General features: G+C 69.8%; 24 protein-coding genes. 6 read left to right on the top strand and 18 right to left on the bottom strand.

Going from position 1 to position 21,244, the window contains the following annotated elements; all coding sequences use genetic code 11:
* Positions 1 to 213: 213 nt before the first annotated feature.
* From rnc to ACWD6R_RS12280, 8 genes are all read right to left on the bottom strand, one after another.
* Positions 214 to 1,038 carry a ribonuclease III gene (gene rnc / locus ACWD6R_RS12315; RefSeq protein ID WP_451818617.1) on the bottom strand — a complete coding sequence of 275 codons (825 nt, stop codon included), beginning with the start codon at positions 1,036 to 1,038 and terminating at the stop codon, positions 214 to 216.
* 19 nt (positions 1,039 to 1,057) lie between these two features.
* A complete protein-coding gene (gene rpmF / locus ACWD6R_RS12310) occupies positions 1,058 to 1,231 on the bottom strand; it encodes a 50S ribosomal protein L32 (RefSeq protein WP_003965982.1) in 174 nt (57 codons plus the stop codon).
* 2 nt (positions 1,232 to 1,233) lie between these two features.
* Positions 1,234 to 1,905, bottom strand: coding sequence for a YceD family protein (locus tag ACWD6R_RS12305; RefSeq protein WP_451818616.1), 672 nt, complete (start codon positions 1,903 to 1,905; stop codon positions 1,234 to 1,236).
* Between the two features lie 186 nt (positions 1,906 to 2,091).
* The gene (locus tag ACWD6R_RS12300; protein WP_451818615.1) at positions 2,092 to 3,162 is read right to left on the bottom strand and encodes a cell division initiation protein; all 1,071 of its coding nucleotides are present in this window, start codon (positions 3,160 to 3,162) and stop codon (positions 2,092 to 2,094) included.
* 98 nt (positions 3,163 to 3,260) lie between these two features.
* Positions 3,261 to 3,740 carry a pantetheine-phosphate adenylyltransferase gene (gene coaD, locus ACWD6R_RS12295; RefSeq protein ID WP_451818624.1) on the bottom strand — a complete coding sequence of 160 codons (480 nt, stop codon included), beginning with the start codon at positions 3,738 to 3,740 and terminating at the stop codon, positions 3,261 to 3,263.
* A 26-nt stretch (positions 3,741 to 3,766) separates the two neighbouring features.
* A complete protein-coding gene (gene rsmD / locus ACWD6R_RS12290; RefSeq protein ID WP_393302985.1) occupies positions 3,767 to 4,351 on the bottom strand; it encodes a 16S rRNA (guanine(966)-N(2))-methyltransferase RsmD in 585 nt (194 codons plus the stop codon).
* A 319-nt stretch (positions 4,352 to 4,670) separates the two neighbouring features.
* Positions 4,671 to 6,890, bottom strand: a complete 2,220-nt coding sequence (gene recG, locus ACWD6R_RS12285) for an ATP-dependent DNA helicase RecG (protein ID WP_451818614.1) — start codon at positions 6,888 to 6,890, stop codon at positions 4,671 to 4,673.
* 389 nt (positions 6,891 to 7,279) lie between these two features.
* Positions 7,280 to 8,917 carry a DAK2 domain-containing protein gene (locus tag ACWD6R_RS12280; protein WP_451818613.1) on the bottom strand — a complete coding sequence of 546 codons (1,638 nt, stop codon included), beginning with the start codon at positions 8,915 to 8,917 and terminating at the stop codon, positions 7,280 to 7,282.
* A gap of 257 nt (positions 8,918 to 9,174) precedes the next feature.
* On the opposite strand from ACWD6R_RS12280, the gene rpmB reads away from it, so the two are divergent.
* Positions 9,175 to 9,360, top strand: coding sequence for a 50S ribosomal protein L28 (gene rpmB, locus ACWD6R_RS12275; protein WP_030928661.1), 186 nt, complete (start codon positions 9,175 to 9,177; stop codon positions 9,358 to 9,360).
* A gap of 101 nt (positions 9,361 to 9,461) precedes the next feature.
* Here the strand turns inward: rpmB and thiD are convergent, their stop codons facing one another.
* A complete protein-coding gene (gene thiD / locus ACWD6R_RS12270) occupies positions 9,462 to 10,271 on the bottom strand; it encodes a bifunctional hydroxymethylpyrimidine kinase/phosphomethylpyrimidine kinase (protein WP_451818612.1) in 810 nt (269 codons plus the stop codon).
* A 16-nt stretch (positions 10,272 to 10,287) separates the two neighbouring features.
* A complete protein-coding gene (locus tag ACWD6R_RS12265; RefSeq protein WP_266981089.1) occupies positions 10,288 to 11,259 on the bottom strand; it encodes a thiamine-phosphate kinase in 972 nt (323 codons plus the stop codon).
* A 320-nt stretch (positions 11,260 to 11,579) separates the two neighbouring features.
* Here ACWD6R_RS12265 and ACWD6R_RS12260 point away from each other — a divergent pair, with 320 nt between their 5' ends.
* Together ACWD6R_RS12260 and ACWD6R_RS12255 are read left to right on the top strand one after the other, a co-directional pair.
* Positions 11,580 to 11,813, top strand: coding sequence for an Lrp/AsnC family transcriptional regulator (locus ACWD6R_RS12260; RefSeq protein ID WP_451818611.1), 234 nt, complete (start codon positions 11,580 to 11,582; stop codon positions 11,811 to 11,813).
* Between the two features lie 20 nt (positions 11,814 to 11,833).
* Positions 11,834 to 12,322, top strand: a complete 489-nt coding sequence (locus tag ACWD6R_RS12255; RefSeq protein ID WP_451818610.1) for a DUF3515 domain-containing protein — start codon at positions 11,834 to 11,836, stop codon at positions 12,320 to 12,322.
* Between the two features lie 6 nt (positions 12,323 to 12,328).
* Here the strand turns inward: ACWD6R_RS12255 and ACWD6R_RS12250 are convergent, their stop codons facing one another.
* The 3 genes from ACWD6R_RS12250 to ACWD6R_RS12240 are packed head-to-tail and all read right to left on the bottom strand — an operon-like array spanning position 12,329 to position 15,306.
* On the bottom strand, positions 12,329 to 13,486 hold the full coding sequence (locus tag ACWD6R_RS12250) for a D-alanine--D-alanine ligase family protein (RefSeq protein WP_451818609.1): 1,158 nt from the start codon (positions 13,484 to 13,486) through the stop codon (positions 12,329 to 12,331).
* Positions 13,487 to 13,546: 60 nt separating this feature from the next.
* Positions 13,547 to 14,557 carry an NAD(P)H-dependent glycerol-3-phosphate dehydrogenase gene (locus ACWD6R_RS12245; RefSeq protein WP_393303000.1) on the bottom strand — a complete coding sequence of 337 codons (1,011 nt, stop codon included), beginning with the start codon at positions 14,555 to 14,557 and terminating at the stop codon, positions 13,547 to 13,549.
* Positions 14,554 to 15,306 (bottom strand): lysophospholipid acyltransferase family protein, encoded by a 753-nt coding sequence (locus ACWD6R_RS12240; RefSeq protein WP_451818608.1) that lies wholly within the window; start codon positions 15,304 to 15,306, stop codon positions 14,554 to 14,556. Before ACWD6R_RS12240 ends, ACWD6R_RS12245 begins: the two co-directional genes overlap by 4 nt.
* 163 nt (positions 15,307 to 15,469) lie before the next feature.
* Between ACWD6R_RS12240 and cofC the strand changes: the two genes are divergently transcribed.
* Both cofC and ACWD6R_RS12230 read left to right on the top strand, forming a co-directional pair.
* Positions 15,470 to 16,153 carry a 2-phospho-L-lactate guanylyltransferase gene (gene cofC / locus ACWD6R_RS12235; RefSeq protein ID WP_451818607.1) on the top strand — a complete coding sequence of 228 codons (684 nt, stop codon included), beginning with the start codon at positions 15,470 to 15,472 and terminating at the stop codon, positions 16,151 to 16,153.
* 10 nt (positions 16,154 to 16,163) lie between these two features.
* Positions 16,164 to 16,367 (top strand): hypothetical protein, encoded by a 204-nt coding sequence (locus tag ACWD6R_RS12230; protein ID WP_326792733.1) that lies wholly within the window; start codon positions 16,164 to 16,166, stop codon positions 16,365 to 16,367.
* A gap of 111 nt (positions 16,368 to 16,478) precedes the next feature.
* On the opposite strand, the gene ACWD6R_RS12225 is transcribed toward ACWD6R_RS12230, so the two are convergent.
* From ACWD6R_RS12225 to leuC, 4 genes are all read right to left on the bottom strand, one after another.
* Entirely contained in the window at positions 16,479 to 17,141 is a 663-nt protein-coding gene (locus tag ACWD6R_RS12225) for an HU family DNA-binding protein (protein ID WP_451818606.1), read from the bottom strand.
* Positions 17,142 to 17,285: 144 nt separating this feature from the next.
* Positions 17,286 to 17,513, bottom strand: coding sequence for an SCO5555 family protein (locus ACWD6R_RS12220; RefSeq protein ID WP_037689934.1), 228 nt, complete (start codon positions 17,511 to 17,513; stop codon positions 17,286 to 17,288).
* 104 nt (positions 17,514 to 17,617) lie between these two features.
* Positions 17,618 to 18,211: a 3-isopropylmalate dehydratase small subunit gene (leuD, locus tag ACWD6R_RS12215; RefSeq protein WP_451818605.1), complete on the bottom strand. Its 594-nt coding sequence runs from the start codon at positions 18,209 to 18,211 to the stop codon at positions 17,618 to 17,620.
* Between the two features lie 5 nt (positions 18,212 to 18,216).
* Positions 18,217 to 19,641, bottom strand: a complete 1,425-nt coding sequence (gene leuC / locus ACWD6R_RS12210; protein WP_451818604.1) for a 3-isopropylmalate dehydratase large subunit — start codon at positions 19,639 to 19,641, stop codon at positions 18,217 to 18,219.
* Positions 19,642 to 19,815: 174 nt separating this feature from the next.
* Here leuC and ndgR point away from each other — a divergent pair, with 174 nt between their 5' ends.
* Entirely contained in the window at positions 19,816 to 20,532 is a 717-nt protein-coding gene (ndgR, locus tag ACWD6R_RS12205; protein ID WP_014048551.1) for an IclR family transcriptional regulator NdgR, read from the top strand.
* Positions 20,533 to 20,657: 125 nt separating this feature from the next.
* Here ndgR and ACWD6R_RS12200 read toward each other — a convergent pair whose 3' ends face one another.
* A complete protein-coding gene (locus ACWD6R_RS12200; RefSeq protein WP_451818603.1) occupies positions 20,658 to 21,164 on the bottom strand; it encodes a DUF4188 domain-containing protein in 507 nt (168 codons plus the stop codon).
* Between the last annotated feature and the right edge of the window lie 80 nt (positions 21,165 to 21,244).

Below are 21,244 nucleotides of genomic sequence, written 5' to 3'. Positions count from 1 at the left end.
GGAGGATTGAGACATGGCGGAGCCATGGTGATTGACGACAACGCGGCAGATGTGCGTGCCCAGCCCCGCGACGCCGCCCCCCATTTGCCGGTCGGTCTTAGGGGGTGTACGGCCCTGATCCGCCGAACGCCCCCAGGGCGTGACTGTGCGGTCACGCCCTGGGTCCGGACAGGGAGAACCCCCCGGTGCACGAGGCACCGAGGGGTTCCCAGGTCAGGCCGGAGTGACGTCCGTGGACGGCAACGGGCCGGCAGGGGCGTCGGCGGCCCCTCCGTCGGCTGCGGCCTTCGCCGCGGCCTCCCGCTGCTCCGCAGCGGCGCTGATCTCGCGCCAGGCGGACTCCGCCGCCTGCTGCTCCGCTTCCTTCTTGCTACGGCCGGTGCCGGTGCCGTACGAGACACCACCGACGCGAGCAGCAGCAGTAAAGGTCTTCTCGTGGTCCGGGCCGGTCTCCGTGACGAGGTACTCGGGGACCCCGAGGCTCTCGCTCGCGGTGAGCTCCTGGAGGCTGGTCTTCCAGTCCAGGCCGGCGCCGAGATTGGAGGACCTGTCGATCAGCGGGTCGAAGAGCCGGTGGACCAGCTCCGAGGCCGCGCTGAGGCCCTGATCGAGATAGACCGCGCCGATCACCGCTTCAAGCGTGTCGGCGAGGATGGATGCCTTGTCCCTGCCACCCGTACCCTCTTCGCCCCGGCCGAGCCGGATGAAGGAGCCGAGGTCGAGGCCGCGGCCCACCTCCGCAAGTGCACGCGAGTTGACCACCGCGGCCCGCAACTTGGCCAGCTGGCCTTCGGGCAGGTCGGGGTGGGTGCGGTACAGCGTGTCCGTGACCACCAGGCCGAGTACCGAATCCCCGAGGAATTCGAGCCGCTCGTTGGTGGGCAGGCCGCCGTTCTCGTATGCGTACGAACGGTGGGTCAGCGCACGCACCAGAAGGGCGGACTCAAGGTGATACCCGAGCCGCCCTTCCAGAAGCGTGTGGGACGAGGCTGTGTTGACGTTGTCTGCCTGCTTCTTGGCGTGGGACAACTCAGACATCGGGCCTCTCACCAGCCGCTCAGACTTCGAGGACCTGGCGCTTGTTGTACGTGCCGCAGCTGGGGCACGCGATGTGCTGCAGCTTCGGCTCCTGGCAACGCTCGCACGAAACCAGGGTGGGGACCGCAGCCTTCCACTGCGACCGGCGGTGGCGCGTGTTGCTGCGCGACATCTTCCGCTTCGGAACAGCCACGGCTACTTCTCCTGCTTCTCGTCGACGCCCGCTTCGGCGCCGCCCATGTTGTCCTTCTCGCCGTCCTGAACGGTCTCGGCGAGTCCTTGCAATGCCGCCCAACGGATGTCGACGGCATCGTGGTGGTGACCGGGGTTCTCGTCCAGCCTGATCCCGCATTCGGAACACAGGCCGGCACAGGTCTCCCGGCACACCGGCTGCATCGGCAGTGCGAGCACCACCGCATCACGCAGCACTGGTTCGAGGTCGAACAAGCCGTCCTCGATGAAGAACCTGTCCTCGTCGTCCTCGGCGTCGTCGGCCGGGTCCGCCGCCTTGCTGCGGCCCCGGTCATCGGCGTCAGGGTACGAGAACATCTCCTGGAAGTCCGCCGCAACCTCTTGGCGCAGCGGCTCCAGACACCTTACGCACTCCCCCTCGGCCGACGCACGAGCGGTGCCTGTGACAAGCACCCCTTCCATGACCGATTCGAGGCGGAGCTCCAGCTCCACGGGTGCGCCTTCCGGCATACCGATGACCCCGTCGATACCGAGGTCGTGGGGCGCGTCCACCGAGCGGGTCAACCGCAGGAGGGCACCGGGACGCCGACCCAGCTCGTGCGTATCGAACACGAGAGGGTTTCGGTGGTCGAGGTGACCGTTCAGGGCTTTTCCTGCTTTCGAAATCGTATGCATGGCGCAAAGCGCACCGTGGGGAGGGGCCGACCGGATCGGAGTCGAAGCGGGCAGCCGGGATCGCAGATCTACGCGCGACCGAAGAACCAGGATACTGGACGCGTTACCCTGCTCCCAACCGGGTCCGATTCCGGTCCCGAACCGGCCGGAACCGGTCGCGTTCGGTCTGTGTCCGGGTCGCCCCGGTCAGCGCTCCTGCTCGTACCGGCGGAGCTGATCGATGTCGATCATGCTGGTGTCGAAGAGGCTGGTCTCGTCGAGGGCGCTCTCGCCCTGCGGCGGAAGGGGCTGGTGCGTCGGCATCGGCTGCTGCCAGTCGTCGTACCCCTGCGGCTGCAGCTGTGCCTGGCCCTCGTCGTAGCCCTGCTGCTGATAGGCGGCGTACGGGTCCGGCTGCTGCTGGTACCCGTACATGTCCTGCTGCGGCTGCTCCTGGTACGCGTACGTCTCCGCGTAGCCCGGCTGTGCCTGTGCCGGGAAGTGCGGCTGGACCTGCTGGGGCACCGGCTGCGGCTCCGGGGTGGCGAGCTCGGCGAGACCGGCCCAGTGGTCCTCGTCGCTGGTGTGGCCCTGGCTGCCCGCGGCGTCCTGGGCGGCCATGTGCGCGCCGAGCTCGTCGGTGGCGACCCGGCCGTGCAGCTTCTGCCGGCCGCGGCCGACCGCTTCCAGAGTCTTGGCGAGCACGGCCTCGAACGCGCCGAGCTTGGTGTCCACATACTCGTCGGCGCGGCGCCGGAGCGTCTCCGGGTCGGCGCTGCGCTCGGGGGCCTCGGCGAAGTCGGGGTCCTCGTACCCCTGCTCGTCGAAGCCCTGTCCACGGCCGAGGAGCTTCTCGCGGCCCCGGTCGACGGAGCCGATGGTCTTGGTGAGGACGACCTCGAAGTTGGCAAGCTTGCTGTCGACATACTCGTCGGCCTCGGCGCGTACTTCGTCGGCCTCCCGGCGGGCCTCGCCGAGGATGCGGTCGGCCTCGGTCCGGGACTGCCGGGCGATCTCGGTGTCGGAGATCAGCGAGCCGCGCTGTGCGTGGGCGGTCTCGATGATCCGCTCGGCCTCCTGTCGGGCCTGCTCGACCATCTGCTCCCGGCCGCCGATGAGCTCCTGGGCGTGGGCGAGTGAGCCGGGGAGGGCTTCACGTACCTCTTCGAGCATGGCGAGCAGATCGGCGCGGTTGACCACGCACGACGCCGACATGGGCATGGACCGGGCGTTCCCGACCGCTTCGACGATCTCGTCGAGCTTCTTCTGCACGTCCACCGTGTGCTCGCCACTCTCTACTGCTGATTGGAGACGGACGGGACGACTGTACGGCCAGTCGGCGCCTGTCCGACACCGGGTGACGGACTGTCAGTTCATCACTGCTGGGCGAGACGTTCGACGAGTGCCTCGTGGACCAGCGGCGGCAGCAGGTGCGAGACGTCGCCGCCCCAGGTCGCGACCTCCTTGACCAGGGAGGACGACAGGAAGCTGTACGTGGGATTGGTCGGCACGAAGAGCGTCTCGACCCCGGAGAGGCCGTTGTTCATCTGGGCCATCTGCAGCTCGTAGTCGAAGTCGCTGACGGCCCGCAGGCCCTTCACGATCGCCGGGATGTCGCGCTGCTTGCAGAAGTCGACCAGGAGGCCGTGGAAGGACTCGACCTCGACGTTGCCGAAGTCCGCGGTGACCTGACGGATCAGCTCGATCCGCTCGTCGATCGTGAACAGGCCCTTCTTGGACTGGTTGATCATCACCGCGACATGTACGACGTCGTACAGCTTCGAGGCGCGGCCAATGATGTCGAGGTGTCCATTGGTGATGGGGTCGAACGACCCCGGACAGACGGCTCGGCGCAACTTGAGTCCCTCGCTCTCCGGTGCGGTCATCGTGCGTCTTCGCACGTAGAGGCGGCGCGACCGTACCAAAGCGTTCCCTCGCCGTAGCGACGGGCCCGCAGTGGCTCGAATCCCTTGGGCCAGTTGAATTCTCCGCCTCTGGTGCTCCGTTCCACGGTGACGAGGGCATCGCCGGTGAGCCAGCCCTGAGCACGGAGTGTGAGCAGTATCTCGCCAAGATCGCCATCGGTGACGGCGTACGGCGGATCCAGGAAGACCACGTCGTACGGGTCCGCGGGCGCCGGTCCTGTCACGATCTGTTCGGCTTTGCCGGTACGGACTTCGGCGCCGGGCAGACCGAGCGTACGGACGTTGTCCCGGACTGTGCGGGCGGCCTTGGTGTCGGCCTCGACGAGCAGGGCGTGGACCGCGCCGCGGGAGAGCGCTTCGAGACCGACAGCGCCGGAGCCCGCGTACAGATCCGCGATTCGGATGCCCTCCAGGGTGCCCAGGAGCGCTTCCCAGGTGGAGAACAGGCCCTCGCGTGCACGGTCGGAGGTGGGGCGGGTGCCGGTGCCGGGCGGGACGGCCAGGCGGCGTCCGCCGGCCGAGCCGGCGATCACGCGGGTCATGGGTGTCTGATCCTCGGGTCGGGGGTGGCCCGCCGGGGTGGGGCGGGCGCCGTGCGTCCCACGATATGGCGTCGGGCCCGCTGGGGCCCGGGGGCCCCGTGCATCCCCCCGTCCTCAGAGCCTGTCGGGTGGCCTTCGATCGGAAAGCGGACGCGGTCTGGTGCGTGCGATTCCAAGGCGCCGGAAGGCCCTCGGATGGGGTCTCCCCTGCTCGAACGAAGCTGAGAGCTTGGGGAAGGAGCTACTAGGGCCTTTCGGCAACGCGGGAAGCGTGCGTGCCAGGGCGTGGCCGCCCGATCCGAGGTCACCCGACAGGCTCTCAGCCCTTGTCGAGGTACTCCTCGCGCTCCTTGTCGAGCAGGGCGGCCAGCGCGGTGCGCAGCTCCGGCAGGCGGTCCAGGTCCGGGTCCGCTGCGACGATCGTCACGGCCTCCTCGCGGGCTGCGGCGATGACCTCCTCGTCGTCGATGACGGAGAGCATCCTCAGGGACGTGCGGACCCCGGACTGGGCCTGGCCGAGGACATCGCCCTCGCGGCGCTGTTCGAGGTCGATCCGGGACAGTTCGAAGCCGTCGAGGGTGGCGGCGACGGCGGAGAGCCGGGCGCGGGCGGAGCTCGCCTCGTGCGCCTCGCTGACGAGCAGGCAGAGGCCGGCGGCGGAGCCCCGGCCGACCCGGCCGCGGAGCTGGTGGAGCTGGGAGACGCCGAACCGGTCGGCGTCCATGATCACCATCGCGGTGGCGTTGGGGACGTTGACCCCGACCTCGATGACGGTCGTCGCGACCAGGACGTCGACCTGGCCCGCGGCGAAGCGCCGCATCACGTCGTCCTTGTCGTCGGGGTTCATCCTGCCGTGCAGCACCTCGATGCGCAGTCCGGCGAGGGCGCCCTTGGCGAGCTGTTCGGCGATCTCCAGGACCGCGAGCGGCGGGCGCTTCTCCCCGTCCTCCTCGGCCGCCTTCTCCGCGGCCTTCTTCCTGTTCTTCTTCTCGGCCTCGTCGTCGGCGTCGTCACCGATCCGGGGGCAGACGACGTATGCCTGATGCCCGTTCCCGACCTCCTCGCGGACCCGCTCCCAGGCGCGGCTGAGGAAGTGAGGCTTGTCCTTGGCGGGGACGACATGGCTGGCGATCGGCGAGCGGCCTGCCGGCAACTGGTCCAGGACGGACGTCTCCAGGTCGCCGAAGACCGTCATCGCGACCGTACGGGGAATGGGGGTGGCGGTCATCACCAGCAGGTGCGGCGGCTGCTTCCCCTTGGACCGCAGCGCGTCGCGCTGTTCCACTCCGAAGCGGTGCTGCTCGTCGACGACGACCAGCCCCAGGTCGTGGAACTGCACCTTGTCCTCGATCAGCGCATGCGTGCCGATCACGATCCCGGCCTCGCCGGTGACCAGGTCCAGCAGCGCCTGACGGCGGGCCGCCATCCCCATGGACCCGGTCAGCAACACCACCTTCGTACCGAGGTCGGAGCCGCCCAGCATTCCGCCTTCGGCGAGCTCGCCCATCATTTCGGTGATGGAGCGGTGGTGCTGCTGGGCGAGCACCTCGGTGGGGGCGAGCATCGCGGCCTGTCCGCCCGCGTCGACGACGGCGAGCATGGCGCGCAGCGCGACCATGGTCTTCCCGGACCCGACTTCGCCCTGCAGCAGCCGGTGCATCGGGTGCTCGGTCGCCAGGTCGTCGAAGATCTCCTTGGTGACCTTCTCCTGGCCCTCGGTGAGGGTGAACGGCAGTTTGGCGTCGAAGGCGTCGAGCAGCCCGCCGTGCCTGGGTCTGCGTGCCACCGCCGGGAGCTGGGTGTCCGCGTACCGTCGGCGGGCGAGCGCGACCTGCAGGACGAACGCCTCGTCCCACTTCAGCCGGTCCCTGGCGTCGGCGATGTCCGCCTTGGTCTGCGGGCGGTGGATCTTCAGCAGCGCCTCGGGCAGTGGGGTGAAGCCGCGCCCCTCGCGCAGCGGGAGCGGCAGCGGGTCGACGGCGTCCCGGGCGCTGGGCAGCACGGTGTCGACGGCCTTGGCGATCCGCCAGGAGTCGAGCTGCTTGCAGGCGGGGTAGATGGGCAGCAGCCGCCCGGCGAAGGCGTCCACCGCCTCCGTGGCCTCGTCGGCGTCCGCGGTGTCGAGCAGCTGGTACGTGGGGTGCGCGAGCTGCATCTTCCGGTTGAAGACGGAGACCTTGCCCGCGAACATCGCCCGGCGGCCCGGCAGCAGCTCCTTGTGCGGCTTGTGCACGCCGTGGCCGAAGAAGACCAGCTGCAGCCGGCCGCTGCCGTCGGTGAGGGTCACCTCCAGGCGCTTGCCCCTGCCGTTGTTGAACACCATGATCCGCGCGTCGGCGACCTGGGCGACGACGGTCACGTGCTCGTCCAGCGGGAGGTCGGCCAGCGCGGTGAGCTGGCCGCGCTCCTCGTACCGCCGCGGGTAGTGGTGCAGCAGATCACCGACCGTGTGCAGGTCGAGGTGCTCGGCCATCACCTTCGCGGTGGCACCGCCGAGCAGCTTCTTCAGGGGTTCATCGAACGCGGACACGCGATCCATTGCACACCACGCCACTGACAGAAGTCGCCCGCACCACCGCAATCCCCTGGTCGGAAACGTCTGCGCGCCCCTGGGATCGGTCCCCGGCCACTCGCTCGCGATCACCCCCGCCCCGTCGCCCGTCCCCACTGGCGCACCGACGACGACATCCGAGGCCTCAGCGAATTCCGCGGCCCCGATTCGTCCTCCGCGTCCTTCTCCGCCCGGTCGCCGCACACCTTCCGGGTAGCTCTGCTCGGACTGGTCGATCTCCTCTCCCATCACCTCTGCTCCGGGGAAGGTAGGGACCGGGCCCGCCGCGGTGACCGTTGCGCCCTCGATCGCCGGACGGACTCGATGTCACCGCCCGGCCGGCGATCGAGGACAACGCGCCCCGGGGGCGGGTCGTCCTACTCCACCCCGATCAGCAGCGGAGCGCACTGGCGGCCGCCCCGGTACACCACCGTGTCCACCGCCAGGTATCCCTCGCGCACATGCTCCTGCAGGGCCTCCGCCAGGCTGTCCGGCACGTCCTCGCCCAGGACCAGCGTCACGAGTTCACCGCCCGCCGACAGCATCCGGTCGAGGACGGCCCCGGCCGTGCCGGGCACGTCCTCGCCGATGACCGCCACATCGCCGTCGATCAGCCCCAGGATGTCGCCGGCCTGGCAGATGCCCGCCATGGTCCACGACTGCCGCTCGGCGACGGCCAGTTCGGCGTACCGGGTGGCGCCGGCCGCGGCGGTCATCGCCACCACGTCCTCGTCGAAGCTGCGGTCCGGTTCGTGGACGGCGAGTGCCGCGATGCCCTGGACGGCGGCGCGGGTCGGGATCAGGGCGACCCGGATGCCTTCCGTTCGGGCCTGCTCCGCGGCCGCCGCGGCCGTGTGGCGCAGCTCCGCGTCGTTGGGCAGCAGGACCACCTCGCGGGCGTGGGCGCGACGGATCGCATCGACCAGTTCACCGCTGGCGGGCGGCTCTCCGGGGCGGGCGAGCACCGTGGTCGCGCCGGCTTCCGTGCACAGCCCGGAGAGCCCGTCGCCCGGGACCACCACGACGACACCGCGCTGCGCGGGCTCGTTGTGGTGGGGGTGGACCCGGTCGGCGCCGAAGTGGGTGATCCGGATCCGGTACGGTCTGCCCGCCTCGACCCCGGCCTCCACCGCCGCACCGGCGTCGTCGACATGGACGTGGACGTTCCACAGCCCGTCGCCGCCGACCACGACGAGCGAGTCGCCGAGCCCGTCGAGCCGGGCCCGCAGCCGGTCGACGGCGTCGTCCCGCGCCTCCAGGAGATAGATCACCTCGAAGGCGGGTCCGTCCGCCGGTCCGCCTGCCGCGCAGTCGTCGGCGGCGGCAGCGGTCACGGGGGCGATGTCGGGCGTCACCCAGGTCCCGCGTGCGGGCGCCTCACCGGAGACCGCTTCGACAAGCGCCCCCAGGACGGTCACCAGGCCACGGCCTCCGGCGTCGACGACTCCCGCCCGCCCGAGGACAGCGAGCTGCCCGGGGGTCGCGTCCAGTGCCGTACGCGCCCCTTCGTACGCCGCCTGCGCGACCGCTTCCGGTCTCGGGTCGCCCGCCGTGCGCCCGGCGGCCTCGGCGGCCGCCGAGGCCACGGTCAGCACCGTGCCCTCGACAGGGTGCGCGACGGCCTGCCGGGCGGCCTCGGCGGCCCGGGTCAGGGCGCGGCGCAGATGGTCCGCGTCATGCCCGTCGGCCAGCACCCCCGCCATGCCGCGCAATAGCTGCGCAAGGATCGTGCCGGAGTTACCGCAGGCGCCGATCAGCGCCCCGTGTGCCATGGCCCGTACGACATCGGCGAGGGCGGGCACGGACGTACCGGTCTCGTGGGCGGCGAAGACCGCCTCGACGGCGGCCGCCGCCGATTCCACCGTCAGATAGAGGTTGGTGCCGGTGTCCCCGTCCGCGACGGGGTAGACGTTGATCGCGTCGATCGCCTCACGCTCCCGGCCCAACGCCTCCAGCGCCAGTGAGCACCAGGTACGCACCGCGACGGCGTCCATGTCGTCGGCGGTCTGCGGCACCTGGTGTTCCTCCTGGAGAGCGGCCGTGCGGGCTGACTGAACCGCAGACTAGTCCCGCCCGGTGCGTCCGGCAGGGACAGGGGCGGGGCAGACGGCGGGGAAACCCATGGTAGTTTCGTTCTACCGACGCAGCCGTTGTATGCTGCTTCGGTTGCCCGATGAGAGTCGGGCCTTTCCTCCGGTGCCGCCACTTCAGTCAAATGATTCCGGCGCGCCGGAATTCACTGTAAGTGCACCTGAAGTCTTTGGAGTGACCCGTGGCTGCCAACTGCGACGTCTGCGGCAAGGGGCCGGGCTTCGGCAACAACATTTCGCACTCGCACCGCCGTACGTCCCGTCGCTGGAATCCCAACATCCAGCGCGTGCGTGCCGTGGTCGGTCGGACGCCGAAGCGGCTCAACGTCTGCACCTCGTGCATCAAGGCCGGCAAGGTCGCGCGCTGACGTTCCTGTCGTAGCGCAGCCTTCCGGTTGCCCAAAAAGCCGGTCCACCTCGGTGGACCGGCTTTTTGCTGTGCTCCCCCACTCCCTGTCGCGGGGGGCCGTTACAGCTGCCAGCCGTGCCGGACCGGGCCGATCCCGGTGCCCAGTGGGAAGCCCGCCGCTATCGCCCCGGTGACGTACGCCTTCGCGGCCCGTACGGCCGTCGGTACGTCGTTGCCCCGGGCCAGCCCGCAGGCGATCGCGGAGGCGAGGGTGCAGCCCGTGCCGTGCGTGTGCCGGTTGTCGTGGCGGGGGGCGCGCAGCCAGTGCTCCTCGGTGCCGTCCGTGAGGAGGTCGACCGGCTCGCCGGGCAGGTGACCGCCCTTGATGACGACCCAGCGCGGCCCGTATCCCAGGATCTCCGCCGCGGCCTGCCGCATTCCGGTCTCGTCCGTGACCGTCACGCCGGTGAGCTGCGCCACCTCGTCCAGGTTGGGGGTTGCCACCGTGGCGACCGGCAGCAGTTTCGTCCGCACGGAATCGAGGGCTTCGGCAGCGAGCAGTGGATCACCGTGCTTGGAGACCCCCACCGGGTCGACGACCACCGGGGCGTCCGTTCCCGCGAGAAGTGCGGCGACGGTCTCGACGAGGGCGGCCGACGCGAGCATGCCGGTCTTCACCGCCTGGACGCCGATGTCGTCGGCGACGCTGCGGTACTGGGCCCGTACCGCCTCCACGGACAGCTCCCATGCGCCCTGGACACCCAGCGAGTTCTGCGCGGTCACCGCGGTGATCACGCTCATGCCGTGCACGCCGAGCGCCAGCATCGTCTTGAGGTCGGCCTGGATGCCCGCACCGCCGCCGGAGTCGGATCCGGCGACGGTGAGCACACGGGGTGGAACGAGCGGTACCTGCGGTGCGGCAGAAGACATGGGTATACGCCTCAATCTACTGAGCGTCCTCGATGCCGCCGAAGTGGTCCCAGCCGCCCTTGCTGGTCCACGGGGCCCCGTCGACCGTCACCTGGGGCAGCGCCGACGGGTTGAGGACCTCGCCGATCACCTTCCAGCGGGCGGGCAGCTTCACGTCCTGGGGGAAGGTCGCGACGATCGCATGGTCCTCTCCCCCGGTGAGCACCCACTGGAGCGGGTCCACGCCGACCGCCTGGCCGATGTCGGACATCTGCGAGGGGATGTCGATCAGCCCGGACCGCAGATCGATCCGGACCTTGCTGGCCTCGGCGATGTGTCCGAGGTCGGCGACGAGTCCGTCACTGACGTCCGTCATGGCGGTGGCGCCGAGTCCGGCGGCCGCGGGGCCCGCGTGGTACGGCGGTTCCGGGCGCCGGTGGGCCTCGACGAAGGCGCGCGGCGAGCGGAAGCCGCGGGAGAGGACCGCGTACCCGGCGGCGGACCAGCCGAGCCAGCCGGTGACGGCGACGACATCGCCGGGTCGGGCGCCGGCCCGGGTGACGGGTTCGTGGTTGCGCAGATCGCCGAGTGCGGTGATCGCGACGGTGATGGTCTCCCCGCCGACGACGTCACCGCCGACCACGGCCGCCCCCGCGACCTGGCACTCGTCACGGATGCCGTCCATCAACTCGCCCGCCCAGGTGACCGGGAGTTCGGCCGGGACGACCAGGCCGAGCAGCAGCGCGGTGGGGACGGCGCCCATGGCGGCGATGTCGGCGAGGTTCTGTGCGGCGGCCTTGCGTCCGACGTCGTACGCGGTCGACCAGTCGCGGCGGAAGTGCCGTCCCTCCAACAGGATGTCCGTACTGGCCACGACCCTGCGGTCGGGAGCGGCCACGACCGCGGCGTCGTCGCCAGGTCCGAGCCGTACCGCCGGAGTGCTGGTGAGCCGGGACGTGAGCTCCTTGATGAGCCCGAACTCCCCCAACTCGCCCACGGTTCCCTTCACCGAGTCTCACCTCTCATCTGTCGCGCCGGACGGACGTCCGGTCTGGATCGGCGGCCGGTGGTCCGGGCCGTGGCCCGGCCGCCGCCGGGAGCAGTCTGCCCCCGTTGTCACCGGCATGCCTGCCCCCCGTCCGCACCGCTGCGCTTGCGGTCGCGGGCCTTCAGTGCTGTCGGTACTGTCAAGGCATACGTCAACTCATGGCATCCGTGCGCCACGCTGTGGACGTCATCCGTTCCACAGGTCTCCCCGCCGCCCTCGGCAACGCGATACCGTGGCGTCTCTTTCCCCCACATGATCCTCGTGGTCGCCCTGGAGGTTCCGTGGTACAGGCGTACATCCTTATTCAGACCGAGGTGGGCAAGGCGTCGACCGTCGCCGAGACCATCGCGAAAATCCCGGGAGTGATCCAGGCAGAGGACGTCACCGGCCCCTACGACGTGATCGTGCGCGCGCAGGCCGGCACGGTCGATGAACTCGGCCGCATGGTGGTCGCCAAGGTCCAGCAGGTGGAAGGCATCACCAGAACCCTGACCTGCCCGGTCGTCCACCTGTAGCCCCCGTCTACGCTGGGCCGGTGACGTCCTTCCGCCGCCGGCTCCGCCGCCCCGTGTTTCTCGGTCCGTCCGCTGCCGTTCTGGTGCTGGCCGCGGCTGGCTGCTCCACAACGGACGCCGCGGCGTCGATCACGGTCCCCACCCCGATGCCGGAAGTCGCAGCCTACTGCGGTGCCCTGCACAAGGAGCTGCCGGAGACCGTTGCCGGACAGAACCGTGACGGCTCCGGGCCGGAGTCCGTGCTGACCGCCTCATGGGGGGACGGGGCGATCGTACTGCGCTGCGGTGTCGACCGGCCCGCGAAGATGGACGATCCCATGGCCAAGGGGACCACCGCGGACGGCGTCAACTGGCTGCTGGAGCAGCCGGAGGACGCCGGTCCGCGCTTCACCACGACCTATCGCAAGGCGTATGTCGAGCTGTCGCTCTCGACGGCCTACGCCCATGACGCCAGCCCGCTGGCGGCATTCGCGTCAGCCGTCAAGAAGACGGTCCCCAGCAGCCTGTAGCGCCGCTCAGCGCAGGCCGGTGGGCCGGGTCAACGCCGCCTGGATCAGCCGGTCGACCAGCTCCTGGTAGCTCACACCGCTCTCCTGCCACATCCGCGGGTACATGGAGATCGGGGTGAAGCCCGGCAGCGTGTTGATCTCGTTGATGACGAACGTGCCGTCCTCGGTGAGGAAGAAGTCGGCGCGCACCAGGCCCTCGCAGGACGCCGCCTCGAACGCGTCGATCGCGAGCCGCTGGACCTCGGCGGTCTGCTCCTCGGTGAGCGGGGCGGGCACGATCCCGGACGCCGAGTCGATGTACTTGGCCTCGAAGTCGTAGAAGTCGTGCGAGGTGACCGGCGGGATCTCGGCGGGCACGCTGGCACGCGGTCCGTCCTCGAACTCCAGCACCCCGCACTCGATCTCGCGGCCGCGCAGCAGCGACTCGACGAGGAACTTGGGGTCGTGGCGGCGGGCTTCCTCGATCGCCTCGTCGAGTCCGGAGAGGTCGTCGACCTTGGTGATGCCGATGGACGAGCCGGCCCGCGCGGGCTTGACGAAGAGCGGCCAGCCGTGTTCCCCGGCGAAGTCCACGATGCGCTTGCGGGCGGCGAGGCGGTCGTTGTCCCATTCGCGGGGGCGGACGACGACGTAGGGGCCGACGGGCAGCCCGAACGACGTGAACACCCGCTTCATGTATTCCTTGTCCTGGCCGACCGCCGAGGCAAGCACACCGGCACCCACGTACGGCACGCCGGACAGCTCCAGGAGCCCCTGAAGGGTGCCGTCCTCGCCGTACGGGCCATGCAGGACGGGGAAGACGACGTCCACCTCGCCGAGCGCCTTGGGCACCGAGCCGGGCTCGCTGTAGACCACTTCGCGGCTGCCGGGGTCGACGGAGAGCACCACGCCGCCCTCGGAGGACTCGGCCAGCTGGGCCACGTCCGGCATCTTCCGGTCCGTGATGGCCATGCGTTCGGGCTCGTCGGCGGTGAGCGCCCAGCGGCCGTCCGTCGTGATGCCAATCGGCAGGACGTCGTACTTCGTCCGGTCGATGGCGTTCAGGACGGCACCTGCCGTGACGACCGAAATACCGTGTTCGGAGCTGCGGCCGCCGAACACGACGGCCACACGCGGCTTGCGGAGCTGCTGCTCCGGGCTCTGGGGGAGGTTCTCGCTGCTCATATCGCGATGAGCGTACCTGCTGGTACAGGTCGCGTCAGCGTCACCGGGGCCGGTCGGGCGTCAGTGCCGCTCGGCCTTCGCGCTGCGCGACATCAGCTCGCCCAGAGCGACCATCGGCGGCTTGCCCTCGTGGACGATGGAGACGACCGTCTCCGTGATGGGCATGTCGACGCCGTGCCGGCGCGCCAGATCGAGCACCGATTCACAGGACTTGACGCCCTCGGCAGTCTGCTTGGTGACGGCGATGGTCTCTTCCAGCGTCATGCCGCGGCCGAGGTTGGTGCCGAAGGTGTGGTTGCGCGACAGCGGCGAGGAGCACGTCGCCACGAGGTCGCCGAGGCCCGCGAGTCCGGAGAACGTCAGCGGGTCGGCGCCCATGGCGAGACCGAGCCGGGTGGTCTCGGCGAGGCCGCGGGTGATGAGCGAGCCCTTGGCGTTGTCGCCGAGCCCCATCCCGTCGGCGATGCCGACAGCGAGACCGATGACGTTCTTCACCGCGCCACCGAGCTCGCAGCCGACCACATCGGTGTTGGTGTACGGGCGGAAGTACGGGGTGTGGCAGGCGGCCTGGAGGCGCTGGGCCACCGACTCGTCCTGGCAGGCGACGACGGCCGCTGCGGGGCGGCGTTCGGCGATCTCCTTGGCCAGGTTGGGTCCGGTGACGACGGCGATGCGGTCCGCGGAGACCTTGGTGACGTCCTCGATGACCTCGCTCATCCGCTTCGCGGTGCCGAGTTCGACGCCCTTCATCAGCGAGACGAGGACGGTGTCGGGGTCGAGGTGCGGGGCCCAGTCCGCGAGGTTGGCGCGCAGCGTCTGCGAGGGCACGACGAGTACGGCGAAGTCGGCGCCGCGCAGCGCCCGGGCGGCGTCGGTGGTGGCCCGGATGGACTCGGGGAGTTCAATTCCCGGCAGATATTCGGGGTTGGTACGGGTCGTGTTGATGGCCTCGGCGACCTCGGCGCGGCGGCCCCAGAGGGTGACCTCGCAGCCGGCGTCGGCGAGGATCATGCCGAAGGCCGTACCCCATGAGCCGGTTCCGAAGACGGCTGCTTTTACGGGGTGCGTCACTTGGGTCCCTCTCCTTCGGCCTTGCGCCGCTGTTCGGCACGCGCCTTGCGGTGGTCGTAGAGCTCGGCGGGCGCCTTCTCGTCGCGGACGTCCTCCAGCTGTGCGGTCACCGCGGCCATGATGACCTCGGTCGCCTCGCGCAGGACGTCGGGCGTCGGCTCCTTGTCGTAGAACCGGGAGAGGTCGACGGGCGGACCGGCCTGCACCTGGAGGGTCTTGCGCGGGAAGAGTTGGAACTTCTTCGCCTTGGCGTACGGCGGCATCGCCAGGTTCGCGCCCCACTGCGCAACCGGGATGACCGGGGCCTTCGTCATCAACGCGACGCGGGCGGCGCCGGTCTTGCCGGCCATCGGCCACATATCGGGGTCGCGGGTGAGGGTCCCCTCCGGATAGAACGCGACGCATTCGCCGCGCTCGATGGCGTCGACGGCAGCCCGGAAGGCGTCCAGCGCATTGGTCGTCTCGCGGTACACGGGGATCTGTCCGGTGCCACGCAGCATCATTCCGACAAAGGGGGTCTTGAAGAGCCCCGCCTTGGCGAGGAGCCGCGGCACCCGGCCGGTGTTGTACTGGAAATGACCGTAGGAGAGTGGGTCCAGATACGAGTTGTGATTGACCGCAGTGATGAATCCGCCTTCGGCCGGAATGTGCTCCATTCCCCGCCAGTCACGCTTGAACAGAACCACCAGCGGCGGTTTTGCGATGACCGCCGCCAGGCGGTACCAGAAGCCGATTCTGCGGCCGGACACTCGGACACCTTCCTCTACGGACCTGACGTGTGTGCCTGCCTGTGGCGGTCAAGTGTCACCCCAGGCCCCTGCTCTGTCGAGAACACCGTACGCCCCACCCCCGGGGCCGCCCCTCCGGATTGTCGCACCGGGTTGTCGTACCGGCAGGCGAGAATAAGCGGCGATGCGCACCGAGGTGGAGATCGCCACGAACACCGACCGGACCGGGCTGTGGTCCCTGGTCGTCCCGTTGAAGCCGCTGGCACGGGCCAAGAGCAGGCTGACGCAGGCAACGGGCCCCTTGCTGCGCCCCCGGCTCGCTCTGGCCTTCGCCCAGGACACCGTGGCCGCCGCGCTGGCCTGCCGGGCCGTACGGGATGTGGTGGTCGTCACGGACGACCCGGTGGCCGGGGTCGCGCTCTCGGCGCTCGGCGCGCGCATCGTTCCCGACCGACCGGCCGCCGGACTCAATGCCGCGCTGGCCCACGGCGAGCGGGCGATACGCGACCGGCGGCCCGCAGCGGCACTCGCCGCACTCAACGCGGATCTGCCCTCGCTGCGTCCCGCGGAATTGGCCCGGGTACTCGAATTCGCCGCTGAATTCCCGCGCGCATTTGTTACGGATGCGACGGGAATCGGCACGACTTTCCTGTCGGCTTCGGCGGGGGTGGAATTGCGTCCGGCTTTCGGCGGCCCGTCCCGGGCCCGGCATCTTGCCTCCGGCGCGGTGGAAATAGTCCCGGCCGGTATCGACTCGGTCCGCCAGGACGTGGACACCGGCGCCGATCTGCGGGCCGCGCTGGCCCTCGGGGTGGGTCCGCACACCGCGGGCAGCTTGGCCGCGGAAGTGCCCGCGAGGGACCGATAGGCTGCCGTTCATGCAGGCGACCTCGTACACGTACGACCCCGAGACCCGCACCGGCAGTGTGCTGCTCGACGACGGCACCCCGGTGGAATTCGACGCCCCGGCCTTCGACGCGGGCGGCCTGCGGCTGCTGCGCCCGGGGCAGCGGGTGCGGATCGAGGTGGAGGGCGAGGGAGCGGCCCTGCGGATCACCCTGGTGACGCTGCAGACGTTCTGAAGGGCGCGTCCGGCCCGCGGGGCCGCTGAGCGCACCCCGGACAGCCCGCGGGCCGGGCTCCCCCAGGGGAGCCCGGCCCGGCGCGTGTGAGTAGCCCTGCGCTGCTCGGTCTCACTTCTTCCGTGCGACGGCCTTCTTGGCCGTGATCTTGCGCGCCGTGGCCTTCTTCGCGGGCGCCTTCTTCGCCGTGACCTTCTTGGCGGGCGCGGTCTTGGCGGCGACGGCCTTCTTGGCAGCCGTCGTCTTCTTCGCCGCTGCGGTGGTCTTCGCGGCTGCCGTGGTCTTCTTGGCCGCCGCGGTGGTCTTCTTCGCGGTGACCTTCTTGGCCGCGGCGGTCTTCGCCGCCGTCACGGTCTTCTTGGCGGTGACTTTCTTCACCGCGGCCTTCTTGGCGGCGGCCTTCTTGGCCGCGGCCTTGGTGGTCGCACGGGCGGAAACACCGCCCGAGAGGCTGCCCTTGGGCGCCTTCTTCACGGCCACATCGTGCTTGGGGAGCTTCTTCGAGCCGCTGACCAGGTCCTTGAAGCCCTGTCCCGCGCGGAAACGGGGCACCGAGGTCTTCTTGACCCGCACGCGCTCACCCGTCTGCGGGTTGCGGGCGTAGCGGGCCGGGCGGTCGACCTTCTCGAACGAGCCGAAACCGGTGACCGAGACCCGGTCCCCCGCAACAACTGCACGGACGATCGCGTCGAGTACCGCGTCGACCGCGTCCGCGGCCTGCTGGCGGCCGCCGACCTTGTCGGCAATCGCTTCTACGAGCTGTGCCTTGTTCACGTCTTCCCCTTCGGAGACATTGCCAGAACGTAAGCGTTCAAGCGTTTTCGCACGTTAGGCAGATATATACCGCAAATCAAACACGAAACGGGCTAATCACCCTAGTGCCGCAACGAAGTCGACCACTGCGCAGTTCCGCAGAGGTCAGTCACCTTCGGGGAATCGGCCCTCATCGAGGTCCTTCATCAACCGGTCCAGACGCCTTGCCGCATCCGGGAGATCATGCTTCGCCGCGGCCGTGATGACCAACAGCTTCCGGGACAGCGCCATCCGTACGCCCTCCGGGACTTGCAGTGCGCGCACTCTTGTGTGCGCATCCTTCAATTGGTCGGCGACTTGGCCGTAAAGCTTGAGTTGGCTGTCGCGTTCCATGCACCGATTGTGCCATCTGGGGCGAGTTGTCGCCCGATGGGGTCTCAACAAGCGACTGCGCCCCCTACCAGAAGGCAGGGGGCGCAGTACTGGAAACGCGCTGCTCAGGCGTTAATTGTACGCGGCTTGAAGGTCGGCCTTGCCACCTCATAAGTCGCGATGTCCGCTTCGTTCTGAAGGGTGAGGCTGATGTCATCCAGCCCGTTCAGCAGTCGCCAGCGGGCGTTCTCGTCGAGCTCGAAGTCGACGGTGATGCCCTCGGCTCGGACCTGGCGTGCCTCCAGGTCGACGGTGACCTCGGCGGCCGGGTCGGCCTCGGTCAGCTCCCACAGTGCGTCGACGACCTTCTGGTCGAGGACCACGGTCAGCAGCCCGTTCTTCAGCGAGTTGCCGCGGAAGATGTCGGCGAACCGGGAGGAGATGACGGCCTTGAAGCCGTAGTTCTGCAGGGCCCAGACGGCGTGTTCACGGGAGGACCCGGTACCGAAGTCGGGACCGGCCACCAGGACCGTTGCGCCGTCCCGCTCGGGCCGGTTGAGGACGAACTCGGGGTCCTTGCGCCATGCCTCGAAGAGCCCGTCCTCGAAGCCGTCGCGGGTGACCTTCTTCAGCCAGTGGGCGGGGATGATCTGGTCGGTGTCGACGTTGCTGCGGCGCAGCGGGACGGCCCGGCCGGTGTGTGCGGTGAAAGCTTCCATGGTTCTCAGACTCCGGCGGACGTAAGGGCGTCGGACAGGTCGGCCGGCGAGGCCAGACGGCCCAGCACGGCGGTGGCGGCGGCGACCTGCGGGGAGACCAGGTGGGTACGGCCGCCCTTGCCTTGCCGGCCCTCGAAGTTACGGTTCGAGGTCGACGCGGAGCGCTCGCCGGGGGCCAGCTGGTCGGGGTTCATGCCGAGACACATCGAGCAGCCCGCGTGCCGCCATTCCGCGCCGGCCGCGGTGAAGACCTTGTCCAGGCCCTCCGCGACGGCCTGGAGGGCGACCCGGACCGAGCCCGGGACGATCAGCATCCGTACGCCTCTCGCGACTTTGCGGCCGTCCAGGATCGCGGCCGCGTTGCGCAGGTCCTCGATCCGGCCGTTGGTGCAGGAGCCTACGAAGACGGTGTCGACGTTGATCTCCCGCAGCGGCTGGCCGGCGGTCAACCCCATGTATTCCAGGGCCTTTTCGGCGGCGTTCCGCTCCGAGGCGTCCTCGTACGAAGCCGGGTCGGGGACGTGTCCCGACAGGGGCGCACCCTGGCCGGGGTTGGTGCCCCAGGTGACGAACGGCGCCAGTTCGGCGGCGTCGATGACGACCTCGGCGTCGAAGACCGCGTCGTCGTCCGTGCGCAGCGTCTTCCAGTACGCGACGGCAGCATCCCAGTCCTCGCCCTGAGGGGCGTGGTCGCGGCCCTTCAGGTAGTCGAACGTGGTCTCGTCCGGGGCGATCATGCCGGCCCGGGCGCCTGCCTCGATCGACATGTTGCAGATGGTCATCCGGGCTTCCATCGAGAGCTTCTCGATGGCGGAGCCGCGGTATTCGAGGATGTAGCCCTGGCCGCCGCCGGTGCCGATCCGCGCGATGATCGCGAGGATCAGGTCCTTGGCCGTGACACCGTCGGGCAGTTCGCCGTCGATGGTGATCGCCATGGTCTTCGGGCGGTCCAGCGGCAGCGTCTGCGTGGCCAGGACGTGCTCGACCTGGCTGGTGCCGATACCGAACGCCAGCGCGCCGAAAGCGCCGTGCGTGGAGGTGTGGGAGTCGCCGCAGACGACCGTGGTGCCGGGCTGGGTCAGACCCAGCTGCGGGCCGACCACGTGCACAACGCCCTGCTCGACGTCGCCCAGCGGGTGCAGCCGTACGCCGAACTCCGCGCAGTTCTTGCGCAGGGTCTCCAACTGGGCGCGGGAGACCGGGTCGGCGATCGGCTTGTCGATGTCGAGGGTCGGGGTGTTGTGATCCTCGGTGGCGATGGTGAGGTCGAGGCGCCGCACCCGGCGTCCGGCCTGCCGGAGGCCGTCGAAGGCCTGGGGGCTGGTCACCTCGTGCAGCAGGTGCAGATCGATGAAGAGAAGATCGGGCTCGCCGTCCGCGCGCCGGACGACGTGGTCGTCCCAGACCTTCTCCGCGAGTGTCCTACCCATCGCTTTCCCTCCGGCCGGCGTCTTCGCCGGCCCAACTAGAGATTTCGGTGCGCCGCCGTCGGACCCCCGTGCGGGGCGGTGGCTACGGGCCGTTGTGCGGCCGCCCCTACAGGTTCGCAACTTCCGCCGGAAATTGAACTTGCGTTTCACAGAGTGAGACGCGAGTATCGTCGTATGGACAACTCTAGCGGCGTCGGCGTTCTCGACAAGGCGGCTCTGGTATTGAGCGCCCTGGAGTCCGGCCCGGCCACCCTCGCCGGGCTGGTCGCGGCGACCGGGCTTGCACGACCCACGGCTCATCGACTGGCTGTGGCACTGGAACACCACCGGATGGTGGCGAGGGACATGCAGGGCCGATTCATCCTCGGCCCCCGACTGGCGGAGCTCGCGGCCGCGGCGGGCGAGGACCGCCTGCTGGCGACGGCGGGCCCGGTGCTCACGCATCTGCGGGACATCACCGGCGAGAGCGCGCAGCTCTACCGCCGGCAGGGCGACATGCGGATCTGCGTGGCTGCGGCGGAGCGACTGTCCGGACTGCGGGACACCGTGCCGGTGGGCTCCACCCTGACCATGAAGGCGGGCTCCTCGGCCCAGATCCTGATGGCCTGGGAGGAGCCGGAGCGCCTGCACCGCGGCCTCCAGGGCGCCCGCTTCACGGCGACGGCGCTCTCGGGCGTGCGCCGCCGGGGCTGGGCCCAGTCGATCGGCGAGCGGGAACCGGGCGTCGCCTCGGTCTCGGCGCCGGTACGCGGGCCGTCGAACCGGGTGGTCGCCGCGGTCTCGGTCTCCGGACCGATCGAGCGGCTGACCCGCCACCCCGGTCGGATGCACGCCCAGGCGGTCATCGACTCGGCGGCCCGGCTGAGCGAGGCCCTGCGCCGCACCGGCTGACGTACGGATCACCTGCAGGCGCGGCACTCGGCCCCGCCGGACCGTCCTGCCGCACAAGTCCGGCGCACAGACCCGGCACAGCAAGAAATCGTTCCCCGGCCGTCCCAGCGTCGCGACGGCCCCTCTCAGCCCTTCCGTTCCGTGGACGAGCGGTGCGCGAGACGCTCCGCCGCCCGGCGTCCCCGCTCCTCGATCGGCAGCACGCCCGTCGCGGCAGCCAGTCCGTACGGCGGCATGTCGGCGTAGATCGATTCGTACGACCCCTCGGGCGCGATGTATGTCTCGTGCCACAGCCCCACGTGCTGCCGGGACTTCTTCTCCTTGCGGTTCATCATCGCCCAGGCCTTGCGGTGGAACATGTCGGGCGCGGCGGCGTACGCGTAGAGCTTCTCCTTCGACTCCCAGTACTGGACGACGTAGTACGTCCTCGGCGATCCGGACAGCAGGGTGTAGCCGAGCAGCCCGCGGCTCCTGTCCCGGCTCAACTCCCGCAGCATGCGCGGCATTGCCGCAAAGACCGGCAGCCAGTGGTGCACGCCCCAGAAGTGATTGATGCGCATCCCGATGAGCAGGACGACCACGTCCCCCTCGGCTGCCGCGGTCGACCGCCCCGGTATCGGCTTCACACGCATGTCATGCCCCCTGATCATTGTTGGAGAGTGTCACTATCCAATGGTTGGATAGTGACACTGCCCAAGGGGTGGCGCAAGGG

The organism is Streptomyces sp. NPDC005151 (assembly GCF_053599875.1).
This window is presented reverse-complemented; position numbering and strand designations above follow the sequence as displayed.

What these genes read in the sequence shown, in the direction of transcription:
- rnc (WP_451818617.1), bottom strand. Translation starts at nt 1,038, where the DNA reads ATGTCTGAGTTGTCCCACGCCAAGAAGCAGGCAGACAACGTCAACACA.
- ACWD6R_RS12305 (WP_451818616.1), bottom strand. Translation starts at nt 1,905, where the DNA reads ATGCATACGATTTCGAAAGCAGGAAAAGCCCTGAACGGTCACCTCGAC.
- rsmD (WP_393302985.1), bottom strand. Translation starts at nt 4,351, where the DNA reads ATGACCCGCGTGATCGCCGGCTCGGCCGGCGGACGCCGCCTGGCCGTC.
- recG (WP_451818614.1), bottom strand. Translation starts at nt 6,890, where the DNA reads ATGGATCGCGTGTCCGCGTTCGATGAACCCCTGAAGAAGCTGCTCGGC.
- thiD (WP_451818612.1), bottom strand. Translation starts at nt 10,271, where the DNA reads ATGTCTTCTGCCGCACCGCAGGTACCGCTCGTTCCACCCCGTGTGCTC.
- ACWD6R_RS12250 (WP_451818609.1), bottom strand. Translation starts at nt 13,486, where the DNA reads ATGAGCAGCGAGAACCTCCCCCAGAGCCCGGAGCAGCAGCTCCGCAAG.
- cofC (WP_451818607.1), top strand. Translation starts at nt 15,470, where the DNA reads ATGCGCACCGAGGTGGAGATCGCCACGAACACCGACCGGACCGGGCTG.
- ACWD6R_RS12230 (WP_326792733.1), top strand. Translation starts at nt 16,164, where the DNA reads ATGCAGGCGACCTCGTACACGTACGACCCCGAGACCCGCACCGGCAGT.
- ACWD6R_RS12220 (WP_037689934.1), bottom strand. Translation starts at nt 17,513, where the DNA reads ATGGAACGCGACAGCCAACTCAAGCTTTACGGCCAAGTCGCCGACCAA.
- leuD (WP_451818605.1), bottom strand. Translation starts at nt 18,211, where the DNA reads ATGGAAGCTTTCACCGCACACACCGGCCGGGCCGTCCCGCTGCGCCGC.
- leuC (WP_451818604.1), bottom strand. Translation starts at nt 19,641, where the DNA reads ATGGGTAGGACACTCGCGGAGAAGGTCTGGGACGACCACGTCGTCCGG.
- ndgR (WP_014048551.1), top strand. Translation starts at nt 19,816, where the DNA reads ATGGACAACTCTAGCGGCGTCGGCGTTCTCGACAAGGCGGCTCTGGTA.
- ACWD6R_RS12200 (WP_451818603.1), bottom strand. Translation starts at nt 21,164, where the DNA reads ATGCGTGTGAAGCCGATACCGGGGCGGTCGACCGCGGCAGCCGAGGGG.